22 protein-coding genes are annotated in these 23,225 nt (G+C 71.0%); 11 read left to right on the top strand and 11 right to left on the bottom strand.

All coding sequences use genetic code 11. The annotated features are described in order from the left end of the window. Window positions 1–165 precede the first annotated feature (165 nt). Complete coding sequence (locus tag G537_RS0116080; protein ID WP_026870994.1) at window positions 166–1,377, top strand: L,D-transpeptidase family protein; 1,212 nt, start codon at window positions 166–168, stop codon at window positions 1,375–1,377. Here the strand turns inward: G537_RS0116080 and G537_RS38260 are convergent. Next, entirely contained in the window at window positions 1,374–2,564 is a 1,191-nt protein-coding gene (locus tag G537_RS38260; RefSeq protein ID WP_064742148.1) for an MFS transporter, read from the bottom strand. The genes G537_RS0116080 and G537_RS38260 overlap by 4 nt on opposite strands. Window positions 2,565–2,659: 95 nt before the next feature. Between G537_RS38260 and G537_RS38265 the strand changes: the two genes are divergently transcribed. Next, a complete protein-coding gene (locus G537_RS38265) occupies window positions 2,660–3,688 on the top strand; it encodes a GlxA family transcriptional regulator (RefSeq protein WP_051248466.1) in 1,029 nt (342 codons plus the stop codon). A gap of 17 nt (window positions 3,689–3,705) precedes the next feature. Here G537_RS38265 and G537_RS0116095 read toward each other — a convergent pair whose 3' ends face one another. The 4 genes from G537_RS0116095 to G537_RS38270 all read right to left on the bottom strand — a co-directional run bounded on the left by G537_RS0116095 (window position 3,706) and on the right by G537_RS38270 (window position 6,810). Continuing rightward, window positions 3,706–4,011, bottom strand: a complete 306-nt coding sequence (locus G537_RS0116095; protein ID WP_026870995.1) for a hypothetical protein — start codon at window positions 4,009–4,011, stop codon at window positions 3,706–3,708. Window positions 4,012–4,175: 164 nt separating this feature from the next. Beyond that, window positions 4,176–4,916: a class I SAM-dependent methyltransferase gene (locus G537_RS0116100; protein WP_026870996.1), complete on the bottom strand. Its 741-nt coding sequence runs from the start codon at window positions 4,914–4,916 to the stop codon at window positions 4,176–4,178. A gap of 80 nt (window positions 4,917–4,996) precedes the next feature. Continuing rightward, on the bottom strand, window positions 4,997–5,752 hold the full coding sequence (locus tag G537_RS0116105) for a GNAT family N-acetyltransferase (RefSeq protein WP_026870997.1): 756 nt from the start codon (window positions 5,750–5,752) through the stop codon (window positions 4,997–4,999). Further along, window positions 5,752–6,810, bottom strand: a complete 1,059-nt coding sequence (locus G537_RS38270) for a LacI family DNA-binding transcriptional regulator (protein WP_051248467.1) — start codon at window positions 6,808–6,810, stop codon at window positions 5,752–5,754. Before G537_RS38270 ends, G537_RS0116105 begins: the two co-directional genes overlap by 1 nt. Before the next feature lie 217 nt (window positions 6,811–7,027). Between G537_RS38270 and G537_RS0116115 the strand changes: the two genes are divergently transcribed. The 7 genes from G537_RS0116115 (at window position 7,028) to G537_RS0116145 (ending at window position 14,626) form a co-directional block, all read left to right on the top strand. After that, entirely contained in the window at window positions 7,028–8,065 is a 1,038-nt protein-coding gene (locus tag G537_RS0116115; RefSeq protein WP_026870998.1) for an ABC transporter substrate-binding protein, read from the top strand. 1 nt (window position 8,066) lies between these two features. Continuing rightward, window positions 8,067–10,277, top strand: coding sequence for an ABC transporter permease (locus G537_RS0116120; protein ID WP_081688842.1), 2,211 nt, complete (start codon window positions 8,067–8,069; stop codon window positions 10,275–10,277). Then, complete coding sequence (locus G537_RS0116125) at window positions 10,274–11,407, top strand: ABC transporter ATP-binding protein (RefSeq protein ID WP_245579032.1); 1,134 nt, start codon at window positions 10,274–10,276, stop codon at window positions 11,405–11,407. The genes G537_RS0116120 and G537_RS0116125 overlap by 4 nt, the downstream gene beginning before the upstream one ends. Next, the gene (locus G537_RS38275; RefSeq protein WP_051248468.1) at window positions 11,407–12,210 is read left to right on the top strand and encodes an inositol monophosphatase family protein; all 804 of its coding nucleotides are present in this window, start codon (window positions 11,407–11,409) and stop codon (window positions 12,208–12,210) included. The genes G537_RS0116125 and G537_RS38275 overlap by 1 nt, the downstream gene beginning before the upstream one ends. 95 nt (window positions 12,211–12,305) lie before the next feature. Then, window positions 12,306–12,875 (top strand): GNAT family N-acetyltransferase, encoded by a 570-nt coding sequence (locus tag G537_RS0116135; RefSeq protein WP_026871001.1) that lies wholly within the window; start codon window positions 12,306–12,308, stop codon window positions 12,873–12,875. Between the two features lie 172 nt (window positions 12,876–13,047). Further along, window positions 13,048–13,623, top strand: coding sequence for a hypothetical protein (locus G537_RS0116140; protein WP_026871002.1), 576 nt, complete (start codon window positions 13,048–13,050; stop codon window positions 13,621–13,623). A gap of 124 nt (window positions 13,624–13,747) precedes the next feature. Next, the gene (locus G537_RS0116145; RefSeq protein ID WP_211230401.1) at window positions 13,748–14,626 is read left to right on the top strand and encodes a LysE family translocator; all 879 of its coding nucleotides are present in this window, start codon (window positions 13,748–13,750) and stop codon (window positions 14,624–14,626) included. Between the two features lie 15 nt (window positions 14,627–14,641). Here G537_RS0116145 and G537_RS0116150 read toward each other — a convergent pair whose 3' ends face one another. From G537_RS0116150 to G537_RS0116170, 5 genes are read right to left on the bottom strand one after another with little or no spacing between them, the layout of a single operon-like run. Further along, window positions 14,642–16,285 (bottom strand): ABC transporter ATP-binding protein, encoded by a 1,644-nt coding sequence (locus G537_RS0116150; RefSeq protein ID WP_026871004.1) that lies wholly within the window; start codon window positions 16,283–16,285, stop codon window positions 14,642–14,644. After that, complete coding sequence (locus G537_RS0116155) at window positions 16,282–17,136, bottom strand: ABC transporter permease (protein ID WP_034851883.1); 855 nt, start codon at window positions 17,134–17,136, stop codon at window positions 16,282–16,284. The genes G537_RS0116150 and G537_RS0116155 overlap by 4 nt, the downstream gene beginning before the upstream one ends. After that, entirely contained in the window at window positions 17,133–18,074 is a 942-nt protein-coding gene (locus G537_RS0116160) for an ABC transporter permease (RefSeq protein WP_026871006.1), read from the bottom strand. The genes G537_RS0116155 and G537_RS0116160 overlap by 4 nt, the downstream gene beginning before the upstream one ends. Before the next feature lie 25 nt (window positions 18,075–18,099). Beyond that, window positions 18,100–19,656 (bottom strand): ABC transporter substrate-binding protein, encoded by a 1,557-nt coding sequence (locus G537_RS0116165; protein ID WP_026871007.1) that lies wholly within the window; start codon window positions 19,654–19,656, stop codon window positions 18,100–18,102. A 42-nt stretch (window positions 19,657–19,698) separates the two neighbouring features. Next, window positions 19,699–20,823 (bottom strand): C45 family autoproteolytic acyltransferase/hydrolase, encoded by a 1,125-nt coding sequence (locus G537_RS0116170; protein ID WP_034851884.1) that lies wholly within the window; start codon window positions 20,821–20,823, stop codon window positions 19,699–19,701. 171 nt (window positions 20,824–20,994) lie between these two features. Between G537_RS0116170 and G537_RS38280 the strand changes: the two genes are divergently transcribed. Together G537_RS38280 and G537_RS0116180 are read left to right on the top strand one after the other, a co-directional pair. Further along, complete coding sequence (locus tag G537_RS38280) at window positions 20,995–21,936, top strand: GntR family transcriptional regulator (RefSeq protein ID WP_051248470.1); 942 nt, start codon at window positions 20,995–20,997, stop codon at window positions 21,934–21,936. After that, entirely contained in the window at window positions 21,933–22,466 is a 534-nt protein-coding gene (locus G537_RS0116180) for a GNAT family N-acetyltransferase (protein WP_026871009.1), read from the top strand. Before G537_RS38280 ends, G537_RS0116180 begins: the two co-directional genes overlap by 4 nt. Here G537_RS0116180 and G537_RS42090 read toward each other — a convergent pair whose 3' ends face one another. Then, entirely contained in the window at window positions 22,467–23,219 is a 753-nt protein-coding gene (locus tag G537_RS42090) for a C13 family peptidase (protein ID WP_051248471.1), read from the bottom strand. Between the last annotated feature and the right edge of the window lie 6 nt (window positions 23,220–23,225).

The raw sequence follows: 23,225 nt of genomic DNA on the forward strand, positions 1-23,225 counted from the left end.
CGGTGGCGTGCAGCGATTGCGGATCGCCGGCGCCGAGACCGCGGCGATGATGCCCGCTCCGGCCCGTCTCGAAAGGCTTGACCGCGGCGCGGCGGAACGGTCCATTCCGGCCGGAAGGAAGCTGTGGGGGGCCGGTCCGGACAACGGACCGGCGAGGAAGGTACGATGATGATTCGTTGGGCCCTGGTCCTGGCGCTGGCGCTGGCGCCGCATGTCGCGATGGCCGCGACCAAGCCGACGCCGGTGCCGCCGGAGGACAAGGTCCACGCCCAGCTGCGCATGGCGCTGGAGCGGACGGAGGCCGAGCTGGCCTCGGCGCCGTCGGCGATTCCCGTGGGTACCCTCAAGCCCAGCGCCGTCGATCCGCGCGTGCCGCTGCTGCGCCAGCGGCTCGACGCCATGGGCATCACGCTGCCCGAATCCGCCGCGCCCGCGGCCGCGGAGCCCGCTATCGCCCAGCCCGAGGCGGCGCCGGCCGAACCGGCCACGGCGATCGCCGAGACCGAGCCGGAGCTGATCGGCCCGGTGGCGCCGGCCACCCTGGTCTATGACGAGGCGCTGACCCAGCGGGTCAAGCTGCTGCAGTCGCGCTGGGGCCTGCGCGACGATGGCGTGGTCGGCCGCCGCACGCTGCGGGCGCTGAACTTCACCCCGGCGGACGAGGCGGCATCGCTGCGCCAGACGCTGGCCCGCTACCAGCCGCCGCCGGCGCGGGGCAAGTCGATCATCGTGAATGTCCCGACCGCGGAGATCATCGCCTTCGAGAACGGGGTCGAGGTGCTGCGCACCCGCGCCGTGGTCGGGTCGCCCCTGACCCAGACGCCGCTGATCCAGTCCAACATGTTCGCGGTCAAGTACAACCCGGACTGGACCGTGCCGCCGGGGCTGACCAAGAAGTACAAGGCCCAGATGGCGGCCGGCCAGTACACCGAGATGCGCAAGCACGGCGTGGTGGTGAAGACGCCGGAGGGCCAGACCTTCGACCCGGCCCAGGTGCCGCCGGAGCTGGTCGGCACCATGGGCTGGAAGTTCTGGCAGCCGCCGGGCGACGACAACGCCCTCGGCCTCTTGAAGTTCGAACTCGACAACGACCAGGCGATCTATCTGCACGACACCAACAACCGGAAGCTGTTCGCCACCGACAACCGGGCGGTGTCGAATGGCTGCATCCGGGTCGAGAACTATCTCGGCCTCGCCGCGTGGGTGCTGGGCATCGACACCGCCGCGGTCGAGGCCGCGATCGCCACCGGCAAGACCCATTTCGCCCGGGTGCCGAGCCGGATCCCGGTGCGGATGACCTACTACATGGCCTACCCCGACCCGACCGGCGGCATCCGCTACGGCGAGGATGTCTACGACATGGCCGAGGGCGGCTAGGCCTTCCGCCTGTCCCGCCGCCAGCACAGAACCGCCAGCGCCACGCCGGCGAGGGTGACGATAGCGCCGGCGGGGTAGAGCGCAGCGAGGCCGGGGCCGCTGTCGATCACCCGGCCGCCCAGCCAGGCCGCGGCGGCCGCGGCGATCTGGAAGCCCGAGGCGTTCAGCGCGATGCCCAGGGTCGGGGCGGCACCGGCGGTGGCCAGCACCCGGGTCTGCATCCCCGGGATCACGGCGAAGGCCAGGGCGCCGACCGCGAATACCAGGATCGCGGCCGGGACCTGCAGATGGCCCACCACCGCGCCCAGCGCCAGCACCGCCGCCAGGGCCGCCAGCAGCCCGATCAGCGACGGCATCAGGGCACGGTCCGACAGCCAGCCGCCCGCCAGGTTCCCCAGCGTGGCGCCGATGCCGTAGGTCAGCAGCAGCGCCGGCACGGAGGCGGCGGCGAAGCCGGCGACCTGGGTCAGGAGCGGCGCCAGATAGGTGAAGACCATCAGCACCCCGGCATTGCCGGCCGCGGTCAGGGCCAGGGCCAGCTGCAGGTCGCGCCGCCGCAGCACGCGCAGCTCCGCCGCCGCCGACCCGGTCGTCGCGGCGCCGCGGACCGGCACGAAGCGGACCATCAGCGCCAGCGCCACCGCCGCCAGCGCGGCGATGGCCAGGAAGGTGGCCCGCCAGCCGAAAACCTGGCCGATCGCGGTGCCGATGGGCGCGCCCAGGATCATCGCGAGATTGAAGCCCAGCGCTACCTTGGCCACGGCCGAGGCCTGCCGGCCCGGCGGAGCCAGCGACGCGGCGACGACCACCGCCATGGCGAAGAAGGTGGCGACGACGAGGCCGCTGGCCGCCCGCGCGGCCAGCAGCACGGCATACCCCGGCGCGGCGGCCGCGGCCAGGTTGCCGGCGACGAAGACGGCCAGCAGCCCGGCCGCCAACGGCTTGCGCGGCAGCCGGACGGTCAGCAGCGTCAGCACCGGCCCGCCCGCCACCATGCCCAGCGCGTAGGCCGTCACCAGATGGCCGGCGGCCGGGAGCGAGACCGACAGGCCGGCCGCCACCTCCGGCAGGATGCCGGCGACGACGAATTCGGCGGTGGTCAGCGCGAAGGCGCACAGCGTCAGCGTCAGGATCGGCAGCAGCGCGGGCGGCTCGCGCCGCGCGGCCTGTTCGGCGGCGACATCCATCTCGGCCTCGGGTCTGGGACGTGTCGGCCCGACCCTAGCCGGGGCGGCGGCTGTCCGATATGACAGAGGCCCCTCCTTTCCTGCCAGGTGCCGCCATGCAGACACGCCGCACCATCGCCTTCGTCCTGTTCGACCGGGCGCTCGGGCTGAACGTCACCGGTCCGGCCGAGGTGTTCGGCATGGCCGATCATCTCCTCGGCGGCGGCCGCTACGACCTGCAGGTGCTGTCCGAGGCCGGCGGGCTGGTCCGCACCACCTCCGGCCTCGCCGTCGACACCCGGCCCCTCTCGGCGCTCGACCTGTCGCGGCTCGACACGCTGATCGTGGTCGGCGGGAAGGGGGCCGCGGACTTCCCGGCCGAGGCGCCGCTGATCGGCTGGATCCGGCGGGCGGCCCACGTGGCCCGGCGCGTCTGCAGCGTCTGCAACGGCGCCTTCCTGCTGGCCGCGGCCGGGCTGCTCGACGGAAGGCGGGCGGTGACCCATTGGTGCGAGGTGCCGGCGCTGCGGGCCCGCTATCCGCAGGTGAAGGTCGAGCTCGACCCGATCTATCTGCGCGACGGCCCGGTCTGGACCTCGGCCGGGATGTCGGCGGGGATCGACCTCGCCCTGGCCCTGGTCGAGGACGACCACGGCCGCCGCGTCAGCCTCGCCGTGGCCAAGGATCTGGTGGTGTTCCTGCGCCGCTCCGGCGGCCAGGCGCAGTTCAGCGGCGCGCTCGCGGCGCAGACCAGGCTCGGCGCGGCGCCATCGAAGCTGACGGAGCTGCCGGCCTGGATCGTGGACAACCTCGCCGCCGACCTTTCGGTCGAGGCCCTGGCACGCTCGGTCGGCATGGCCCCGCGCAGCTTCGCCCGCGCCTTCGTCCGCTGGCATGGCGGCACTCCGGCCAAGCTGGTGCAGGAGCTGCGGCTGGAGGCGGCGTGCCGGCATCTCGAGGAGGGCGCGATGCCGGTCAAGCGCATCGCCGCCCTCTGCGGCTTTGGCGACGAGGAGCGCATGCGCCGCGCCTTCCTGCGCCGCCTCGGCGTCCCGCCGGCCGCCTATCGCGAGAGGTTCGGGGGGGGCGGGAGGCGCCGTTGGGAGAGGGCGACGGAACATCCGCATGAACGGCTTGTCCGTTGACTGGAGCTGAACGAGAGCTAGGCGCGCTTGCTTCGCAGATGGTCGAGTATGACGACCAGATAGAACACGATGATGCCGCTTACATCCAAAAGAAGGCCGATCAACGCCCATCCAATAATACTTCTGTCTTCCCCTTTTGCCAAATATCCGCATACGGCGGCGATGAGGATGTTTATGAAGATTGCTGCATTTTCAATGCGCTGCTGATCCACGACGTACCGATATATCGCCTCGATCCGCTGTTCCGACATCCAGTCGGCCGAGGCGGTTGTGCAATAGAGGGCGATGGCTGACGCCAGAACAACGAATCGCAGAATGCTCATTAGAAAACTCCAAGGCCCTGTGGGCGACCATCACCCCAGGAATGGCGGGAACGATCGCAGAAACTCTCGTCGCGTGTCGAGCGGCTGACAGCCTCCTGAGGGCATCCGCCGGGCCGCTGCCATCGACCGGGTCTTGGGGGAAGGATCGCGCAGCGGCTAGCCCGCTACGCCGGCCGCGTGACCGTGATGATCTCCGGGCTCCGCTCGGTCACGGGGCTGCGGTCCCAGTCGCCGAACTGCGCCTCGACCGCCAGGCCGGCCTCGGCCAGGAACGCGGCCAGCGCGTCCGCGTCGAGGAAGCGCAGCGTGCTCCAGCTCACCCGCGGTTCGGCCCAGGCCGGGTTGGTGAAGGTCTGGGTGAAGGAGACGGTGCGGCCGTCGAACGGCGTCTCGACCCGGCAGGCCATGGTGACCGGCCGGCCGGCGCTGTCCTCGACCTCGGCGGCATATTGCCGGTCCCAGCCCTCCCATTCCCGCGCCGCCGGGTTGCGGGTCTCGAAGGCGAAGCGGCCCTCCGCGGCCAGGGCGGCGCGGACATGACCGAGCAGGGCCCGGATCTCCTCGTCCTCGACCACCGCCTGGAAGGCGTGGCCGGTCATGACGATCAGGTCGAACTCGTGCCTGAAGCCGGCCGAGCCGAGGTCGCCCTGGACCCATTCGATACTGGCGTGCCGCTGTGCCTGCGCGATCATCCCGGCCGCGGGATCGAGGCCGCAGAGCCGCCCGGCATGGCCCGCCTGTCGGGCCTCGCGCAGCAACGCGCCGGTGCCGCAGCCGAGATCGAGCACCGCCGGCGCCGCCATGATGAAGGGCAGGTAGAAGTCGAAATCGCTCCTCTCCGCCCGCGGGCAGACCGCGTCGTACAGCGCGGCGAGATCGGAGTCGGAATAGTGCAGGTCGACCATGCGGCCGAGTATGCCGATCGGAGCGACCCGGACAAATGGGAAGATGCCGGGGGAGGGCAGGGACCCGGCGCGCTGCCTGTCTATGGCGGCGTCTCCCGCCTTGGCGCGAACACGAACAGCGTCCCGATCCGCTCGTAACCCACGCGGGGATAGAGCAGCGCCCCCGCATGGCTCGCGGTCAGCACCGAGCAGGCGGAGCCGCGGTCGCGGTCGTCCCGCAGCATCCTCGCCAGCAGCGCCCGGCCGATGCCGCGGCGCCGGTGCGCGGGGTCGACATGCATGTCCGCGCACCATGTCGCGCCCGCGGCATCCACGCTGCGCACGCGCCCGACGATGTCCGCGCCGTCGATCGCCACATACTGGCGGAACGGGGCGTCGTCGCCGAGCAGATGGTCCGCGATCGGCCGGGTGCGGGTGATCTTTGCCAGCTGCGAGGCCAGCCCGGGGGTCGACAGGCGCTCGATCGCGACGGGGGAGGACGGCGTCGGAATCCGCTCCAGCCGCTGCACGAAGAAGCCCTCCGTTCCGAGCAGCCGGTAGCCCAGGGCCTTGTAGGCGGCTCGGGTCGGCTCGTCCGGCTCGCCCTCGGCGACCAGGGCGCAGACGAAGTAGCGTCCGCGTGCGTGCTGTCGCGCTGCCGCATCCGCCTCGGCGGGGGCGACACCATGCGCGATCCACTCCTCCTTGCGGTAGTCGCGCGGATTCCGGCGCGGCGCGTCGCGCATCAGCCACAGCGGCCCGACGCGGCTGACCTCGTAGGGAAACGTGCGGCTCTTGCCGGCCGCGTGCCCGCGCACGAACACCTCGATCGCGAACCCGATCCCCGGCCTCTCCATCAGACCCGCACCGTGCGCCGCCAGACCAGTTCGGGCGTGAGCTTGATCCTCGCCGGCGCCGTTCGTCCCGTCCGGCTCTCCGCGGCCAGCGCGACGGCGTGCCGGGCGATGTCTTCGACCGGATGGTCGAAGGTCGTGAGCTGATAGGAAAGCCAGCCCGCCTGCATGACGTTGTCGAAGCCGATCACCGACACGTCCTCCGGCACCCGCAGCCCGAACTCCTGCCGCGCCGCGTCGATCAGGCCGAAGGCGGTCACGTCGTTGACGCAGAACACCGCGTCCGGCCGCTCCGCCTCCGTGAACAGCCGGCGGGCGGCAGCCACACCGTTGTCGTAGCTGGTCATCTGCCCCAGCCGGACCACGGCCGGCTCGATGCCGACCGAGCGGGCGGCGTCGACGAATGCGTCCGTCCGGGCCGACAGGCTGGGCGTGCCGAGCTCGGTCGTCACCACGGCCGGCCGGCGGCAGCCGGCGCGCAGGAACAGGTTCAGCGCCCTCCGCGCCGCACCGGCATTGTCCAGCAGGATGTTGTCCGGCCCGACGATCCGGTCGTCGCGGCTGATCAGGATCAGCCGCTGCCCGTTGTCCAGGCATTCGCGCACGATCGACTGGGCCGGCGTGCCCGACATCACGACCGTGGCGTCGGCGCGGTAGTTGAGGGCGCGGCGCAGCGTGGCGGCGACGTCGTCCGACGGCCCCCCGACGCACAGCAGCACGGCCACCTTGCCGGCCTCCTGCAGCCGTTCCGTGATAGCCCGCGTCAGCCGCGACGGCTGCGCCGCGTCGATATCCGCCACGACCAGGCAGACGATCCCGGTCTCCTGCCGCGACACGCCGCGCGCCAGGTGGTTGACGTGGTAGCCCAGCGCCTCCGCCGCGGCCAGGACGCGGCGCCGGGTCTCTTCGGACACGCTGGCGCCGGGGGTGAAGGTGCGGGACACGGCGGAGCGCGACACGCCTGCCAGCTCGGCCACGGCGCGGGCGCCGACAAAGCGCCGGGAGGCGAGATCTTCCGCCGGCGGCGGGGGTTCCGGTGGCGTGCTGTCTCGGCCGGGCATGCCGGTCTGCTCCGTTGTTCGATCACCCTATCATAAGCTCTTTGCAACCAGGTGCAAACAAGGCTCGGACGAACGGTTTCCGCGAAAATATGTTCAATCGTGAAGGGTGATCTCGCCTGTTTGCAGACTGTCACAAATTTGTCATTGACGGTTTGGTGACGATCGAACAGCATTTGCACACGGTTGCAAAAACAATGAGAGGGAGGATCCGATGCCCATGACGCGGAACACTGCGGCTCTGTCCTGCGCGGCGGTCGCGCTGGTCGCCGGGATGGCGCTGAACGCCGCCCCGGCCCGGGCGGAGGGCTCTGTGGTGGTCTATTGCGGCGTGAACGAGGAATGGTGCCGGGCCGCGGCCAGCGCCTTCCAGGAGAAGACCGGCATCCATGTCGACATGACGCGGCAGAGCGCCGGCGAGATCTATGCCCGCCTGCGGGCGGAGAAGGACAATCCGCGCGGCGACATCTGGTACGGCGGCACCGGCGACCCGCATCTGCAGGCCGCATCCGAGGGCCTGACCGAGACTTACAAGTCGCCGCTGCTGGACCAACTGCAGGACTGGGCGCAGGACCAGGCCAGGCGCTCCGGCGACCGCACGGTCGGGCTGTATCTCGGCGTGCTCGGCTTCGGCTACAACGAAAAGGAGCTGAAGGACCGGAACCTGCCGGCGCCGGCCTGCTGGTCCGACCTGCTGAAGCCGGAATTCGAGGGCGAGGTCCAGATGGCGGACCCGAACTCCTCCGGCACCGCCTGGACCATGCTGGCGACCATCGTGCAGCTGATGGGCGAGGACAAGGCGTTCGAGTACTTGGTCGGCCTGAACCGGAACATCGACCAGTACACCAGCGCCGGCGCGGCGCCGGCCCAGGCCGTGGCCAGCGGCGAGACGATCGTCGGCATCGCCTTCCAGCACGACCTGATCAACGCCGCCAAGCAGTCGCCGGCGGTGAAGGTGGTCTCGCCCTGCGAGGGCACGGGCTACGAGATCGGGTCGATGAGCCTGGTCAAGGGCGCGCGCCACGTGGAAGAGGCGAAGAAGTTCTACGACTGGGCGCTGACGCCCGAGGCGCAGGCGATCGCCGCCAGGAACGGCAGCTTCCAGGTGCCGTCGAACAAGGCCTCCGCGGTGCCGCCGGAATCGCCGGACACCAGCAACATCAAGCTGATCCACTACGACTTCGAGAAATACGGCTCCTCGGCCGAGCGGAAGCGGCTGCTGTCGCGCTGGACCAATGACGTGAAGAGCGGCGGCTGACGTGACGGCGACGGGACTCCGGAAAGGGGCGGCCGCGGCGCGGCTCTCGGGCGCCCGGCTGTGCCTGCTGCTCGGCTGGGCCTCGGTCCTGGTCCTGCCCTGGTACGGCATCGAGGGCGGGCTGGTCCGGGCGTTGACCGAAGGCGGGGCGCCGGCGGTGGTCGAGGCGGCGCGGGGCCATCCCTGGCTGCTCGGCCTGCTGCTGCCGCTCCTGCTCGCCAGCGTCGCGGAGCTGCGGCGGCAGCCGCGGCTCCTGGTCTGGGCCGGGGCGGCGGGCGTCGCCTGGGCCCTGCTGCAGGGCTTCGCCGTCGACCGGCAGGGCTGGGCGATCGCGGATCTCACCGGCGTCCTCGGCGCCGCGCCCTCCCAGCCGGCTCTCGGCTGGGGGGCGCTGGCCTTCCTCCTGTCCATGGGCCTGCTGGCCGCGCATGGCCTGGCCCGGCAGGGCTGGTGCAAGGGCGACGCCTTCACCGTCGGCGCGCTGGTCGTCGTCTGCGGCTCGATCCTGGTCTTCGTCGGCTATCCGGTGCTCTGCGTCCTGCTGTCGGCCTTCAAGGACAATGAGGGGCAGGTCGACCTGCCGATGTTCGCCGACAAGCTGACCGATTCCTCGATCTGGGGCCTGGCCTGCCTGTCCGGCGGGCGCAGCTGCGGCGTGGCCTGGAACTCGCTGGCCCAGGCGACGCTGGTCGGCGTGCTCAGCACCCTCCTAGGCCTCGCCTTCGCGCTGGTCGCCCAGCGCACCCGCTTCCCGTTCCCGCGCCTGTTCAAGGTGCTGGCGGTGCTGCCGGTGATCACGCCGCCCTTCGTCATCGGCCTGGCGCTGATCCTGCTGTTCGGCCGCGCCGGCATGGTCTCGACGCTGCTGAACGACTGGTTCGACCTGCCGCGCAGCCGCTGGCTCTACGGCATGCCGGGCCTGACCATCGCCCAGCTGCTGGCTTTCACCCCGATCTCCTACCTGGTGCTGCTTGGCGTGCTGCAGGGCGTCAGCCCGAGCATGGAGGAGGCGTCGCAGACCCTGCGCAGCGGGCCGTGGCGCACCTTCCGCCACGTCACCTGGCCGCTGATCCGGCCCGGCCTCGCCAACGCCTTCCTGATCGCCTTCATCGAAAGCCTGGCCGATTTCGGCAACCCGATGATGATCGGCGGCAATTTCCGCGTGCTGTCGACCAGCGTCTACTTCGCGGTGGTCGGCGCGGCGCAGGACCAGGGCCAGGCCGCGGTGCTGGCGATCGTGCTGCTGACCTTCAGCCTGTCCGCCTTCCTGCTGCAGCGGCTGTGGATCGGGCGCCGCAGCTACGTCACCGTCGCCGGCAAGGGCGATGCCGGCCTGCCCGGCCCGCTGCCCGCGCCGCTGCGGATCCTGTGCTACGCCGTGGTGCTGCCCTGGATCGCCCTGACCGTCGCGGTCTACGGCATCATCCTGGTCGGCGGCTTCGTCAGCGCCATCGGCAGCGACAACACCCTGACGCTGAAGCATTTCCTGACCGCCTTCGCGATCGGCCAGAGCGACCATGGCTGGTACCTGGCAGGATCGGCCTGGAACTCGCTGATCACGACGCTGGAGGTGGCGCTGCTGGCCATGGTGCCGACCGCGGCACTGGGCATCCTCACCGCCTATCTGCTGAACCGGCAGCGCTTCGCCGGCCGCGGCGCCTTCGAGTTCCTGACGATGATGAGCTTCGCCATCCCGGGCACGGTGATCGGCATCAGCTACATCCTGGCCTTCAACAGCGGGCCGATCGAGCTGACCGGGACCGCGATGATCATGATCATCGCCTTCGTGTTCCGGAACATGCCGGTGGGGATCCGCGCCGGCCTGGCCAATCTCAGCCAGATCGACCGCAGCCTGGACGAGGCGTCGCTGACGCTCGGCGCGCGCTCGGCCACCACGCTGCGGCGGGTGATCCTGCCGATCCTGCGGCCGGCGATCGCGACGTCCCTGGTCTATGCCTTCGTCCGGGCGATCACCAGCGTCAGCGCGGTGATCTTCCTGGTCAGCGGCGAGTTCAACCTCGCCACCGTCTACATCGTCGGCCGGGCCGAGTTCGGCGAATACGGCCTGGCGATCGTCTACTCCGCCGTGCTGATCACGATCATGGTCCTGGCACTCACGGCGATCCAGGCCCTGGTCGGCGAACGGCGGATCGGCCGCCGCGCCGCGGCGGCCCCGGCAACCCGCAACCGGCAAGCAGTGGTGCAGGCGTGACAAGCGATATCAACCTGATCCTGCCGGCGGCGGCCGGCCTCCGCGGCGGCGCCGGCGGCGTCCCCGCGGTCGAGTTCCGCGCCGTCAGCAAGCGCTACGGGCCGGTGACCGCGGTCGACCGCGTCGGCTTCGCGATCGAGCGCGGCACGCTGGTCACGCTGCTAGGCCCGTCCGGCTGCGGCAAGACCACGACGCTGCGCCTCGTCGCCGGGCTCGAGCTCGCCAGCGAGGGCCGGATCCTGATCGACGGCGAGGACGTCACCCACCGCTCCGCCGCCGAGCGCGACGTCAGCATGGTGTTCCAGTCCTATGCGCTGTTCCCGCATATGACGGTGATGCAGAACGTCTGCTACGGGCTGCGCGCCTCCGGCATCCCGCAGGCGAAGGCCGAGGCGATGGCGGCGGAGAAGCTGGCGGCGGTCGGCCTGTCGGGCTTCGAGCGCCGCCTGCCCAGCGAGCTGTCGGGCGGCCAGCAGCAGCGGGTCGCCGTCGCCCGCGCCATCGTGCTGGAGCCGAAGGTGCTGCTGTTCGACGAGCCGCTGTCGAACCTGGACGCCAAGCTGCGGCGGCGGGTGCGCGAGGACATCCGCGGCCTGCAGCAGTCGCTCGGCCTGACCGTCGTCTACGTCACCCACGACCAGGAGGAGGCGCTGGCCGTTTCCGACCGCATCGTGGTGATGCATTCGGCCCGGATCGTGCAGGACGGCACGCCGCGGGATCTCTATGAGCGGCCGGCGAACCGCTTCATCGCCGACTTCATCGGCAACGCCAACCTGCTGCCGGCCACGCTGCAGCGGCGGGACGGGGCGCTGGCGCAGGTCTGGCTGGGCGGCGCCACCCTGGCCTTGCCGCATCGCGACCTGCCGGTCGGCCCGGTCGAGGTCGCGGTCCGGCCCCAGGCCTTCCGGCTGCGCGCCGGCGGGCCGCAGCGCGGCGAGCTCGCCGGCACGGTCCGGAAGGCGGCCTATCTCGGCAGCCATATGGAGTACCGGGTAGAGCTGCCCGAGATCGGAGTCGAGGCCTTCATCATCGACGGCAACGTCGCCGCGCCCCTGACCCCGGGGACGGCCGTCGGCGTCTCGATCCCGGCGGACGGTGCCGCCCTGGTCCCGGCGGGCGAGGCTCTCTGATGCACGAGCTGGACGAACGCCAGTCCTTCGGCCTGGATCTGACCCTGCGCGCCGGCGCGCTGGCGCTCGGCATGCGCCGCACCCTGGCGCCGGTCGAAGCCAAGAGCGCGATCGACTTCTGCACCGAGGCCGACCGGGCGGTGGAGCGGATGGTGCGCGAGGAGATCGCCCGCCGCTTCGGCGACGCCGTGATCGGCGAGGAATACGGCGGCGAGGCGGCCGACCGCGTCTGGGTGGTCGACCCGATCGACGGCACCGCCGGCTACATCCACGGCTCCGGCCGCTGGTGCGTGTCGCTGGCCTATCTCCAGAGCGGGGAGGTCGAGATCGGCATCATCTACGCCCCGGCCGACGACCGCCTCTTCGTCGCCCGGCGCGGCCGCGGCGCCACGCTGAACGGACGGCCGATCCGGGTCAGCGGCCTGGCGCACGGCGCGGCGCCGCTGGTCGAGCTGGGCTGGTCCGAGCGCCGGCCGCTCGCGGCCTATTGCGCCCTGCTGCAGCGGCTGACCCAGGCCGGCATGGAATTCCGCCGCCATGGCTCGGGCGCGCTCGGCCTGGCCGAGGTCGCCTGCGGCCTGAACGACGGCTATGCCGAGCTGCACATCAATGCCTGGGACGCGCTCGCCGGCATCCTGCTGGTGCGCGAGGCCGGCGGCTGGACCAACGACTTCCTGGCGGATGACGGCCTGCACCGCGGCAACCTGCTGCTCGCCTGCACGCCGGCGCTGAGCGACCGGCTGGCGGCGATGATGTGCGACCTGCAGTCGCCGATCGAACAGCCCACGGCCCTGGCGGGGTAGGCGTCGCAGCGTTGCGCATGAAGCCGCGCCGATCCTGGTCTCCGGCGCGCTACGGCTGATAGGCTGCGCGTCGGACTGACCGGGAGGACATTGCCGTGGCGCTGACGATTCTTCCGCTGACGCCCGATCTGTGGCCGGCGCTGGAGGATCTGTTCGGCCGGTCCGGTGCCAGCAACGGCTGCTGGTGCATGTACTGGCGCATCGGCAGCGCCTATCGCCGCCGGCCGCGGGAGCGGAACCGGGCGGCATTGTGCGAGATCGTCGGGCGCGGCCCGCCACCCGGCCTGCTCGCCTTCGACGGCGGCCGGCCGGTGGGCTGGTGCCAGCTCGGGCCGCGCCAGGAGCTGCGGTGGCTCGAACGCACCTGGTGGTTCCTGCGTGTCGACGACCTGCCGGTCTGGTCGATCTCCTGCTTCTATGTCCGCCGGGGCTGTCGCCGGCAGAACGTCATGTCGCAGCTCGTCGCCGCGGCGCTGCCGGCGGCGAAGCGGGCGGGCGCGCCGGCTCTCGAAGCCTATCCGGTCGACACCGGCGTGCCGGGCAGCACCCGCAACATCTTCACCGGCACGGCCTCGACCTTCCTGCGCGCCGGCTTCATTGAGGTCGCCCGCCGCGCCCCGGCCCGCCCGATCATGCGCCACGACCTGGGGGCGATCGCGGCGTAGGGCTGGCCCGACGGCCGCGCCGACGGGGGCGGCTGCCGCAAGTGAACACGATGTGCACTATCGTTAACTGGCGATCTTCGTTCATGATATGTTCCATGAACAAGGCGCAGACCAATCAGGGCATGGACCGGCGGCCGCTTCCGCGGAGGAGCGGGCGGCGCGGCATCTGCGCATGCTGGCCCGGCTGGCCGAATTGGGCATGGAGGTGGCCGAGGCCACCCGCACGGAAGCGGTCGAGGCGCCGCAGCCGGGCGTCGACTACTGCCAGAGATTCGCCACCGCCGCCCGCGCGGTGCGGCTGACCGTGCTGCTGGAGGAGAGGATGGGCGACAGGCGGCGGGAGGAGCAGCGGGAGGCGCGGCGCCGGGCCGTGGGGCGGCGGATGGCGGTCGTCGAGGCGAACCGCCCGCTGCGGGTGTTCCTGGCGGTGGCGGCGGCGATCGACGAGACGATCGAGAGCGAGGAGGAGAGCGCCCGGCTCGGCTACCAGGTCCGGGAGTATCTGGAGCGGCCGGAGATGGCGGAGCGGGTCGAGTCCTGCCCGGCGCCGGCCATGGTGGCGGAGCTGTGCCGGACGTACGGGCTGCCGCCGGAGACGGACTGGTGGCTCGCCATCGCCGATGCGGCGATGGAGGAGCTGGGCTTCCTGGCGCCGGAGGACGATCCGCCCGCGCCCCGCCGCCCTGGCTGCGGCCGCAGCCGCAGCCGCAGCCGCAGCCGCAAGCCCAGGGCCCCGGACACGGGGTGAGCGCAATCTCCTCCGCTGTCATCGCCGGGCTTGACCCGGCGATCCAGGGGCCACCCGGAGCGGCATCGACATTCCTGGATGCCCGTCCTCGGGCTTGACCCGAGGACCCGCCCGGGCATGACAGATGGAATGGGAGTTCGCATCGCGTGCGGCGAACCCAACCTGCGAAGCGATCATGCAGCCTTCCTCCTTGCCGGAGGGTGGAGAAGCCTGCGCGCGTCTGCGCGGCCGTGATGCCATCTTTCCTGGACGCGCGAGCCGCTCCGCTGCGCTCGCCGGCGACGATCCGTTCATCAGCCCGTTGGCATGGCAGCAGACGGTTCGTCCCGGACGAACCGACCCACGAGATGGTTCAGCGAGGGAGGCCCAGCCCATCGATCCGGCGCTATGGATTGCCTTCGTCGGGACGGTCATCCTGACGCAGATGCCGCCCGGCCCCGAGAGCATGCTGGTGATGGCGCGCGGCATCGGGCAGGGACGCGGGGTCGCCCTGTTCACCGTGCTCGGGATGACCGTGGGCGCCGGCATGGTCCAGCTTCCCCTGATCGCGTTCGGGGTGACCTCGCTGCTGGCCGCGTCGCCGCTCGCCTTTCGCCTGCTGCAATGGGGCGGGGCGGCCTATCTCGTCTGGCTCGGCCTGAAGCTGATGCTCTCGTCCCCGGCAGGCGACGCCCCGTCTTCGGACCGACCGGTATCGCCGCTGGCCGCGGCACGCGAGGGCATGATCGCCAATCTGCTCAACCCGTGGCCGCTCTCGTTCATGATCGCCTTCCTGCCGCAATTCGTCGATCCGGCGCGCGGCTCCGTCACCCTGCAGATGCTGCTGCTGGGCGCGACGCAGAAGACGACGGGCCTGCTCGTGCTGGCAAGCTACGCCGTCGCCGCCGGGTCGGTCGGCTCATGGATCATGCGCCGGCCCGGCGTCCTGCTGTGGCAGCGGCGGATTGCCGGCGGCTTCATCGTCGGCCTCGGCATCGCCGTGGTTGCGGGCATCGGGAGGTGACGCCGGGCTTACCCGTCACGCCGCCGCGATGCGCCGGCCCTTCAGCTCGAAGCCGCCGCCGTCCAGCCGGTGCAAGGCCGGGGCCGCAGCCAGCAGCTCGCGGGTGTAGTCGTGCTGCGGATGGTCGAACACCGCGTCGCGCGGCCCGGCCTCGACGATCTTGCCCGACTGCATCACCGCCACCCGGTCGGCCACCTGCTCCACCGCGCCCAGGTCGTGCGACACGAACAGGCAGGCGAAGCCGTAGCGGTCCTGCAGCGCCCGGAACAGCTCCAGGATCTGCTTCTGCACCGTCATGTCCAGCGCCGAGACGGGCTCATCGGCGATGACGAAGGCCGGGCGGCGGATGATCGCCCGGGCGATCGCCACGCGCTGGCGCTGCCCGCCCGACAGCTGGTGCGGATAGCGCCTGGCGTGGTCCGGCGACAGGCCGACATCGGTCAGGGTCTCGGCCAGCCGCTCGGCCTTCTGCGGGGCGGTCATCTCCGGCACCAACCGCAGCGGCTCGGCCACGATGGCACCGACCTTCATTCGCGGGTCGAGCGACGAGTAGGGGTCCTGGAAGATCATCTGGCAGTTCAGCCGATGGTCCCGCGCCGCCGCGTCCTGCCGGTCGCCATGCACGTCCCGGCCGCGGAACAGGATGCGGCCATGGCTGGGCCTCAGCAGGCCGACGATGGCGCGGCCCAGCGTGGTCTTGCCGCTGCCGCTGCCGCCCACCAGCGCCACCGTCTCGCCCGGATGGATCGCCAGGCTGACTCCGTCCACCGCCCGCTTCGGCGGGGTGCGCGAGAACAGGCGCTGCCGGCCGGCATGGTCGATGGTCACGTCCTCGACCGCGATCAGCGGCTCGCTGCTGCCGGCCGCCGGCCGGGCCGGGCCGCGCTTCGGCAGCGCGTCCAGCAGCTTGCGGGTGTAGTCGTCGCGCGGGCTGAGCAGGACCTGCTCCGTCGGGCCGCCGTCGACAGCGCGGCCGCGCTGCAGCACCACCACGTGGCGGGCGTAACGCGCCACCATCGCCAGGTCGTGGCTGATCATCAGCACCGCGGTGCCGTTCTCGCGCGTCAGCTCGACCATCAGGTCCAGCACCTCGCGCGCGACCAGCGTGTCCAGGGCCGTGGTCGGCTCATCGGCGATCAGCAGGGCCGGCTTGGTCAGCATCACCGAGGCCAGCATGATCCGCTGCCGCATGCCGCCCGAGAACTCGTGCGGATAGGCCGACAGGCACCGCTCCGGATCGGCGATGCGGATCCGCTCCAGCATCGCGAGACTCCGGCGCCGGATCTCGGCATCGTCCAGGCGCAGATGCAGCTTCAACGCCTCGGCCATCTGCCGGCCAATGGTCATCGACGGGTTCAGCGACACCATCGGCTCCTGGAATACCATGCCGATGCGGGCGCCGCGGATCTTCCGCAGGCTACGGGGCGGCAGCGTCGCCAGGTCCTGCCCGTCGAAGCGGACCGACCCTCCGATCCGCTGCATCGGCGGCGGCAGCAGGTCCAGCACGGCCCGCGCCGCCATGGTCTTGCCGCTGCCGGATTCGCCGACCAGCGCCAGCATCTCGCCGGCCGGGAGGGCGAAGCTGAGGTCGTCGACCACCACCGGGCCGCCCTCGCCGGCACGGATGGTCAGGTGCTCGACCGAGAGGAGGGGACTCATCGCTGCATCCTGGGGTCGAGGCGGTCGCGGATCGCGTCGCCGAACAGGTTGATGCCGAGCAGGGTCAGGGAGATGCACAGGCCGGGGAAGATGCCGAGCCAGGGCGCCGTGCCGATATAGGGCCGGCTGGCGGCCAGCATGTTGCCCCAGGTGGCAGCCGGCGGCGGCACGCCGAGGCCGAGGAAGCTGAGCGCGCTCTCCGACAGCAGCACCCAGCCGAACATGCTGGTGGCCAGCACGGTCAGCGGCGCGATGCAGTTCGGCAGCACGTGCCGGGCCATGGTGTACAGCTCGGAATTGCCCATCACCTGCGACGCCTCGACGAATTCGCGGCCGCGGATCGACAGCACCGTGCCGCGCACGACGCGCACCACCGAAGGCATGTAGGCCAGGCCGAGGGCCAGGATGATGCCGTACTTGTTGGCGCCCAGGATCGCCATGATGCCCAGCGCCAGGAGGATGCCGGGGAAGGCCAGCAGCGCGTCGTTGAACATCATGATGACGCGGTCGACCCAGCCGCGCAGATAGCCGGTCAGCACGCCGATCAGCGTGCCGCCGGTGACCGCGGTGGCGACGGTCAGCAGGCTGATCCAGCTGCTGGTGCCGGCGCCGCTCATCGCCCGGCTCAGCACGTCGCGGCCGAACTCGTCGGTGCCCAGCCAATGCGCGGCCGAGGGCGGCTTGAAGCGCGACAGGATGTCGATCTTCAACGGGTCGTAGGGCGTCCACACCGCGCTGATCAGCGCCGTCGCGACCAGGACGCCGATGATCAGCCCGCCGATCGCGGCGTTGCCGCGGATGCGCCGCTTCGGCAGGGCCAGCGGGGTGGGGGTCTCAGCCTGTGCGCTCATGCCGTCACCCGCGGATCGAACAGGGGGTAGAGGAGGTCGACGACCAGGTTGACCACGACATAGATGCCGGCGACGAACAGCAGGCAGCCCTGCACCACCGGATAGTCGCGGGCATAGATCGAATCGACCAGGAGGCGGCCGAGGCCGGGGATGGTGAACACCGTTTCGACCACGGCGATGCCGCCCAGCAGGTTGCCCAGGATCAGGCCGATCAGCGTCCAGGTCGGGGCGAAGGCGTTGCGGAAGGCGTGGCGCCACAGCACCGCGCTCTCGGACAAACCTTTGGCCCGGGCATGGGTGATGTATTCCAGCCGCATCACCTCGATCGTGCTGGCCCGCGCCATGCGGGCGACGACCCCGGTCTCGACCAGCACCAGCGTCGCCACCGGCATGATCATGTAGAGCAGGGCGGCGCCAGCATCCTCGGCGAAGGGGACGTAGCCGATCACCGGCAGCCAGCCGAGCTTGAGCCCGAACAGCAACAGCATCAGCAGCCCCAGCCAGAAGCTGGGGATCGACAGCAGCAGGGTGGCGCCGGAGATGACGGCGAGATCCAGCGGGCTGTCCTGCTTCCAGGCCGCGACCATGCCGGCCGGCACCGCCACCAGGCTGGCCAGGCCGACCGCCACCAACACGATGGTGGCGCTGACCGAGAAACGGTCCAGGATCAGCGGCAGCACCGCCTGGCCGGTGCTGATCGACTGGCCGAAATCGCCCGACAGGACGTTGCCGAGCCAGTACAGGAACTGCACCGGGATCGGCTGGTCGAGCCCGAGCGACCGGCGCAGATCGGCGACGGCGGAGGGGTCCGCCATGTCGCCCAGCATCAGCGTCACCGGGTCGCCCGGGATCAGACGGATCAGGGCGAAGACGGTGACGGCGACGATCAGCAGCGTCGGCACCGCCATGCCCAGGCGTTGCAGCAGGAAGCGAAGCATCGCGGCCTCCCCCGGCAGGGCCGGTTCAGTTCTTGATCGCCACGTTCCACAACCGCGGCTTCGACGCCACCCAGGGCTTGTAGCCCTCGAGCCGGTCGGAGACGGCGGCGATCTCGGCGCCATTGTAGGTGACGATCAGCGGCACGTCGGCCATCTGCATCTGGTGCAGCTTGTCGAAGATCGCCTGGCGCTGCTTCGGGTCGCTGGTCACCATCGCGTCCTGGATCAGCTTCAGCGCCTCCGGGTTCTCCCACACCTTGCGCGGCTGCTGGTCCTTCGGGCCGGAGACCATCTCGTAGCTCAGCGCCGGGTCCATGCGGGCGGAATAGCTGAAGGACATGGTCTGGTACTGGCCGGAGGTGTAGCGGTCCAGCTGCGCGCCCCAGTCCAGCACCTCGAGCTCGATGTTGATGCCGGCCTGCTGGGCCAGCGCCTGGGCCAGGATCGCAGTGTCGTAGACGCTCTGGTACTTGCGGTTGACCAGCATCTTGATCGGCTGGCCGGTGTAGCCGGCCTCGGCCAGCAGCGCCTTCGCCTCCTCGACATTGCCGCCGTAACCCTGGCGTTGCGCGTCGGTATAGTAGGGGCTGGCAGCCGGGACCACGGAGGGGTTGGGCGGCGAGGTGCCCTGGGTCACCGCCTGGGCGATCTGCGTGTTGTCGATCGCCAGCGCCAGCGCCTTGCGGATGCGCACGTCCTTCAGCAGCGGATCGCGCGTCTGGATCAGGATCGCGCTCATCGAGAGTGTTTGCGCCAGCTCCGTGCGCACGCCCTCCTGGCCGTCGATCTCCTGCTTGTCGGCGATGCTGACATCCGGCACCAGGTCGATGTCGCCGGACAGGAGGGCCGTCTTCGCCGCCGCCGGGTCGCCGATGATGTTGAAGCGCACCGTCTCGGCCAGCGCCTGTTTGCCGCCGGTGTAGCCGTCGCGGTCGCCGCCGCGCGAAGCGTAGCCGTCGAAGCGTTTCAGCAGCACGTACTGGCCCGGCTCCCACTTCTCCAGCTTGTACGGGCCGGTGCCGATCGGGGCGATCCACTTGCCGTCCGGCCCGACCGAATCCGGGTGCAGGATGGCGCCCTCGGCGCAGTCGGTCCGGGCCATGGTGGTCAGGAACAGCGCGCTCGGCGCGTTCAGCTTGAACACCACCGTCTTCGGGTCCGGCGCCTCGACCGCCTCGATCTTCATCCGGCCGCGGCCGTCGAACTCGGGCAGGCAGCGCCACTCAGTCTTGGGGTCGAGCCAGCGCTTCCAGCTCCACACCACCTCGGCCGAGCTCATCGGCGCGCCGTTCTGGAATTTCACTCCGTCGCGCAGTTTGAAGGTGTAGGTCTTGCCGTCGTCGGAGACGGCGACGCTGTCGGCCAGCATCGGCCCGACCGTGGCGTCCTCGCGGTAGGCGACCAGGCCCTCGACGACATGCAGGATCACCGCATCGGTGTTGTCGTCGCGCTTGGTGCCGGGATCGGTGCTGCGCAGGTCGCCGTTCAGCGCCACGCGGATGGTGTCGGAGGGCGGCGCCGCCCAGGCCGGGACGGTCGAGGCGAGCGCCGCCGCGAGAGCAAGACGGGAAAGACGGGTCATCAGGGCCTCCCTGTGCTGAGGCGATGGAAACTGCCGGGCGGTTCAGGCCGCGTTCTTGGTCCGGCGGGACAGGTCGAGCGAGTAGGTGGTGAAGGTCCGGTTCAGCGCCGGCAGCGGCGCCACCTCCATGGTCCCTTCGGCCGGGCGCATGATCACCATCGCCACGGTGGCCGACAGGTTGTTCCGCTGCGACGGGCGCGGCGGCCGGCACACGGCGTAGGGCGCGCCGAAATCGTCGAAGAAGGCCGCCTTCATGTCCTCGGCGGTCAGCTGGCCGCGCTTGGCCGCGAGATGCTGCTGCACCCGCCAGTCGCGGTAGTAGCTCTCGGGCGAGCTCGGGATCCCGGCCTCCTTCAGCTTCGCCAGCGCGACCGGGCTGCGCCAATGGTTGGCGTGCACCAGCAGCCCGTCCTCGGGATAGAGGGGGAAGGTCTCGTCCGGCGCGCATTCGAAGTCGATGGCGAAGCCGCCGGCATTGCTGAGGATCATGTTGTTCGAGGCGGATTTCGGCGTCACCGCCACGACCCGCATCGACAGGGCGAAATGCTCCTGCTCCAGCGCCTTCCGCCGGATCAGCGGCAGCGGCACGCCGACCCCCAGCCTGTAGTCGCGGTCGGATTCCAGATAGTTGGCGGTGATCGCGGTACCGACCGAGTTCAGTCCGTTGCGGGCCAAGCCGCCGGCCTCGGTGAAGGTCAGCACGTCCGGCCCGTCCTCGCGCCGCACCCGCAGCACGATCGCGGTCTCGGCGCATTCCGCCCGCCAGTCCCAGTTCTGGCCGTGGATCAGCTGGCCGTCGGCGCTGGCCGAACCCAGGATCACGGCGCCGGTGCAGCCGTCCGGATCGTCCTCGACCAGGCCCTTCCGCCGGTGCGCCAGCTGCATCACCTCGGTGCGGCAGTTGATCAGCGCCACCGACTCGAACTCCAGCTCCGCCCCCTCGGCGATGCCGCGCATCTCCTCGATCAGCTCCGGCGCGAAGTCCTCCATCTTCGGCACGAAATCGGCGACGAAGCCGCGGATCTGCGCCCAGTCGTAGCCGAGATCGCGCAGCTGCCGGGCATAGACTTCGACGCTCTTGCGCGTGCGGTCGGCCGCGGCGGCGCCGTATTGCCGGCCGCGTTCGCGCGGCGTGCCGTGGATGTCGACGAAGGGGAAGGGCGTCATGATCGGGGACCCGTTGTCATCGGATGGTCACACCGTAATGCACTTTATAGAGACGAAAAACACATTTTTCGGGCATGCTGTGAAGTTGAAAGAACTTTGCATGTCCGTTGCGCGTGCTTTTCCCGCGCCGCGCGATGGCTATCATGAGGGCGTGAAAGCGTGGAGCACGGCGTGACGGCAGCGGTGGAAGCGGCGGAGCGGGCGAGCCCGCTGCAATTGGAACTGGCCCGGCAGATCGTCGAGCGTATGCGCGACGAGGGCTGGCCCCCGGGCACGCGCGTGTCGGAACAGGCGCTGGCCCGGGCGCTCGGCGTGTCACGCTCGCCGATCCGCGGCGCGCTCGACCTGCTGGTGGCGCGCGGCGTGCTGGAGGCCGGACCCGGCCGCGGCTTCGTCGTGCTGCGCCGGCCGGAGGGTGACGAGATCGCCAAGCTGATTCCGCGCTCGGAGGGCGAGGAGGTCTACGCCGCGATCATGGCCGACCGGGCCAATGGCCGCCTGCCGCAGGAGGTGTCGGAGGCCGAGCTGATCCCGCGCTACGGCGTCTCGCGCGGCGTGATCCGGAAGGTGCTGATGCGCTTCGCCGCCGAGGGGCTGGTGCAGCGCCAGCGCGGCCATGGCTGGCGCTTCGTCGATTCGCTGGAGACCGACGAGGCGGTGGCCGAGAGCTATCAGTTCCGCATGGTGGTGGAGTGCGCCGCGCTGCGGCAGCCGGGCTTCCGCGTCGACCGCGACCGGGTGCAGCAGCTGCGCCGGGCGCATGAGGACATCCTGGCCCGCGCCGCCGGCGGCGTCGGCACCGACGAGTGGTTCCGGGTCAACACCGCCTTCCACGAGATGCTGGCCGCGTCCTCCGGCAACCGCTTCTTCCTGCAGGCGGTGCGGCAGCAGAACGCGCTGCGCCGGATGCAGGAATATGCCGATTTCGTGCAGCTGCCGCAGAGCCGGGTCGAGCAGTCGTGCCGCGAGCATCTGGCGATCCTCGACGCGCTCGAGGCCGGAGAGGTCGAATGGGCGGCTGCGCTGCTGCACCGCCATCTGGCCCTGGCCGCCGGTACCTATGCCGGCGAAGCCGCGGTGGAGGGCAGGCCGCGGGCCGAGTTGAGCGCATGACGGAAGCGAAGGACTCCTACCGGATCCGTCCGGGCCGCCCGGACGAGGTCGAGACGGTCCGCGCCATCGAGGTGGCGGCGGCATCGCAGTTCCGCGGCATCGGCCTGCCGCAGATCGCGGCCTTCGAGCCGGCGGAGCGGGAGGAGGTGCTGCTGCGGGCGCGGGAGGGGCGGCTGCTGGTCACCGTCGACGCCGCCGACCGGCCGGTCGCCTTCGCCTTGTTCGGCGAGATCGACGGCACGCTGCATATCGAGGAGCTCGACGTCCATCCCGACCATGCCCGGCGCGGCCTGGGGGCGGCGCTGATCGACCGGATCGAGGCCGTCGCCCGCGACCAGGGGGTGCCGGAGCTGACCCTGTCGACCTTTCGCGACGTGCCCTGGAACGCGCCCTACTACAGCCGGCTCGGTTTCACGCCGATGCGCGACGAGGAGCTTGGGCCCGGCCTCGCCGCGATTCGCGACATGATCGCGGCCAGGGGCATCGACATCATCCCGCGCCTGTGCATGCGCCGGCCGGTCAGGGCTTAGTCAGAACGCAGTCAGCTTCGCGACGTCGCGGCCGAAGGCGGATTGCGGCTCCGACGCCGGGAAATCTTTCACCCGTTCGCGGCGGGCGACGCAGCCGGAGACCTCGGCTGCGATCGCGGTCCAGGCGGCGCCGCGCTTCAGCGAGTCGAGGAAGCATCGGTCGTAATAGGTGTAGCGTTCGCCGGCGCTGCAGCCGAAGGACGGCCGGTCGGCGCGGGCCGCGGTCAGCACGATGCGGTCCGGCGTCGTCAGCGCCGGCGTGTCGGTGTAGATGCCGGAATAGCAGCCGGAGGTGACCAGGACCGTCGGCCGTCCGGCGCAGGCGCCGTCCAGGGCCTGCGCCAGATAGGCTGGCGGGATCACCGCATCCTCGGCGGCGGCGAACAGGCCGTAGCCCTCGGCGCCGTGCGAGGTGATGTAGACGAAGCAGCCGGTGCCGGCGGGGCCCGCCAGGCCGGCGATCCCGGCATCGACATTCGCCTTGGTCGCGACCGACTCAGGCCGTCGGGCGTCGGCCTTCAGCACCACGATGTCGTCCGCCGCCACGCCGAAGGACAGCAGCTTGTGCCGCAGCGCGTCGACGCCGTTGTCGAACACCGGCTCGGCGTCGTCGGCGGCGACCAGCAGCGCCTTCCAGCGCTGCGGCGCCTCCGCCGCGGCGGGGGAGGGGGACGAGGCGGCCTGTTCCACGCAGCCCGACAGCAGCGCCAACGCCGCGAGGCCGCTGATGCGAAGTGCCGCCGCCCGGCTCATTCGCCC

It is taken from the genome of Inquilinus limosus DSM 16000 (assembly GCF_000423185.1).
GTDB classification, from domain to species: Bacteria; Pseudomonadota; Alphaproteobacteria; order DSM-16000; family Inquilinaceae; genus Inquilinus; species Inquilinus limosus.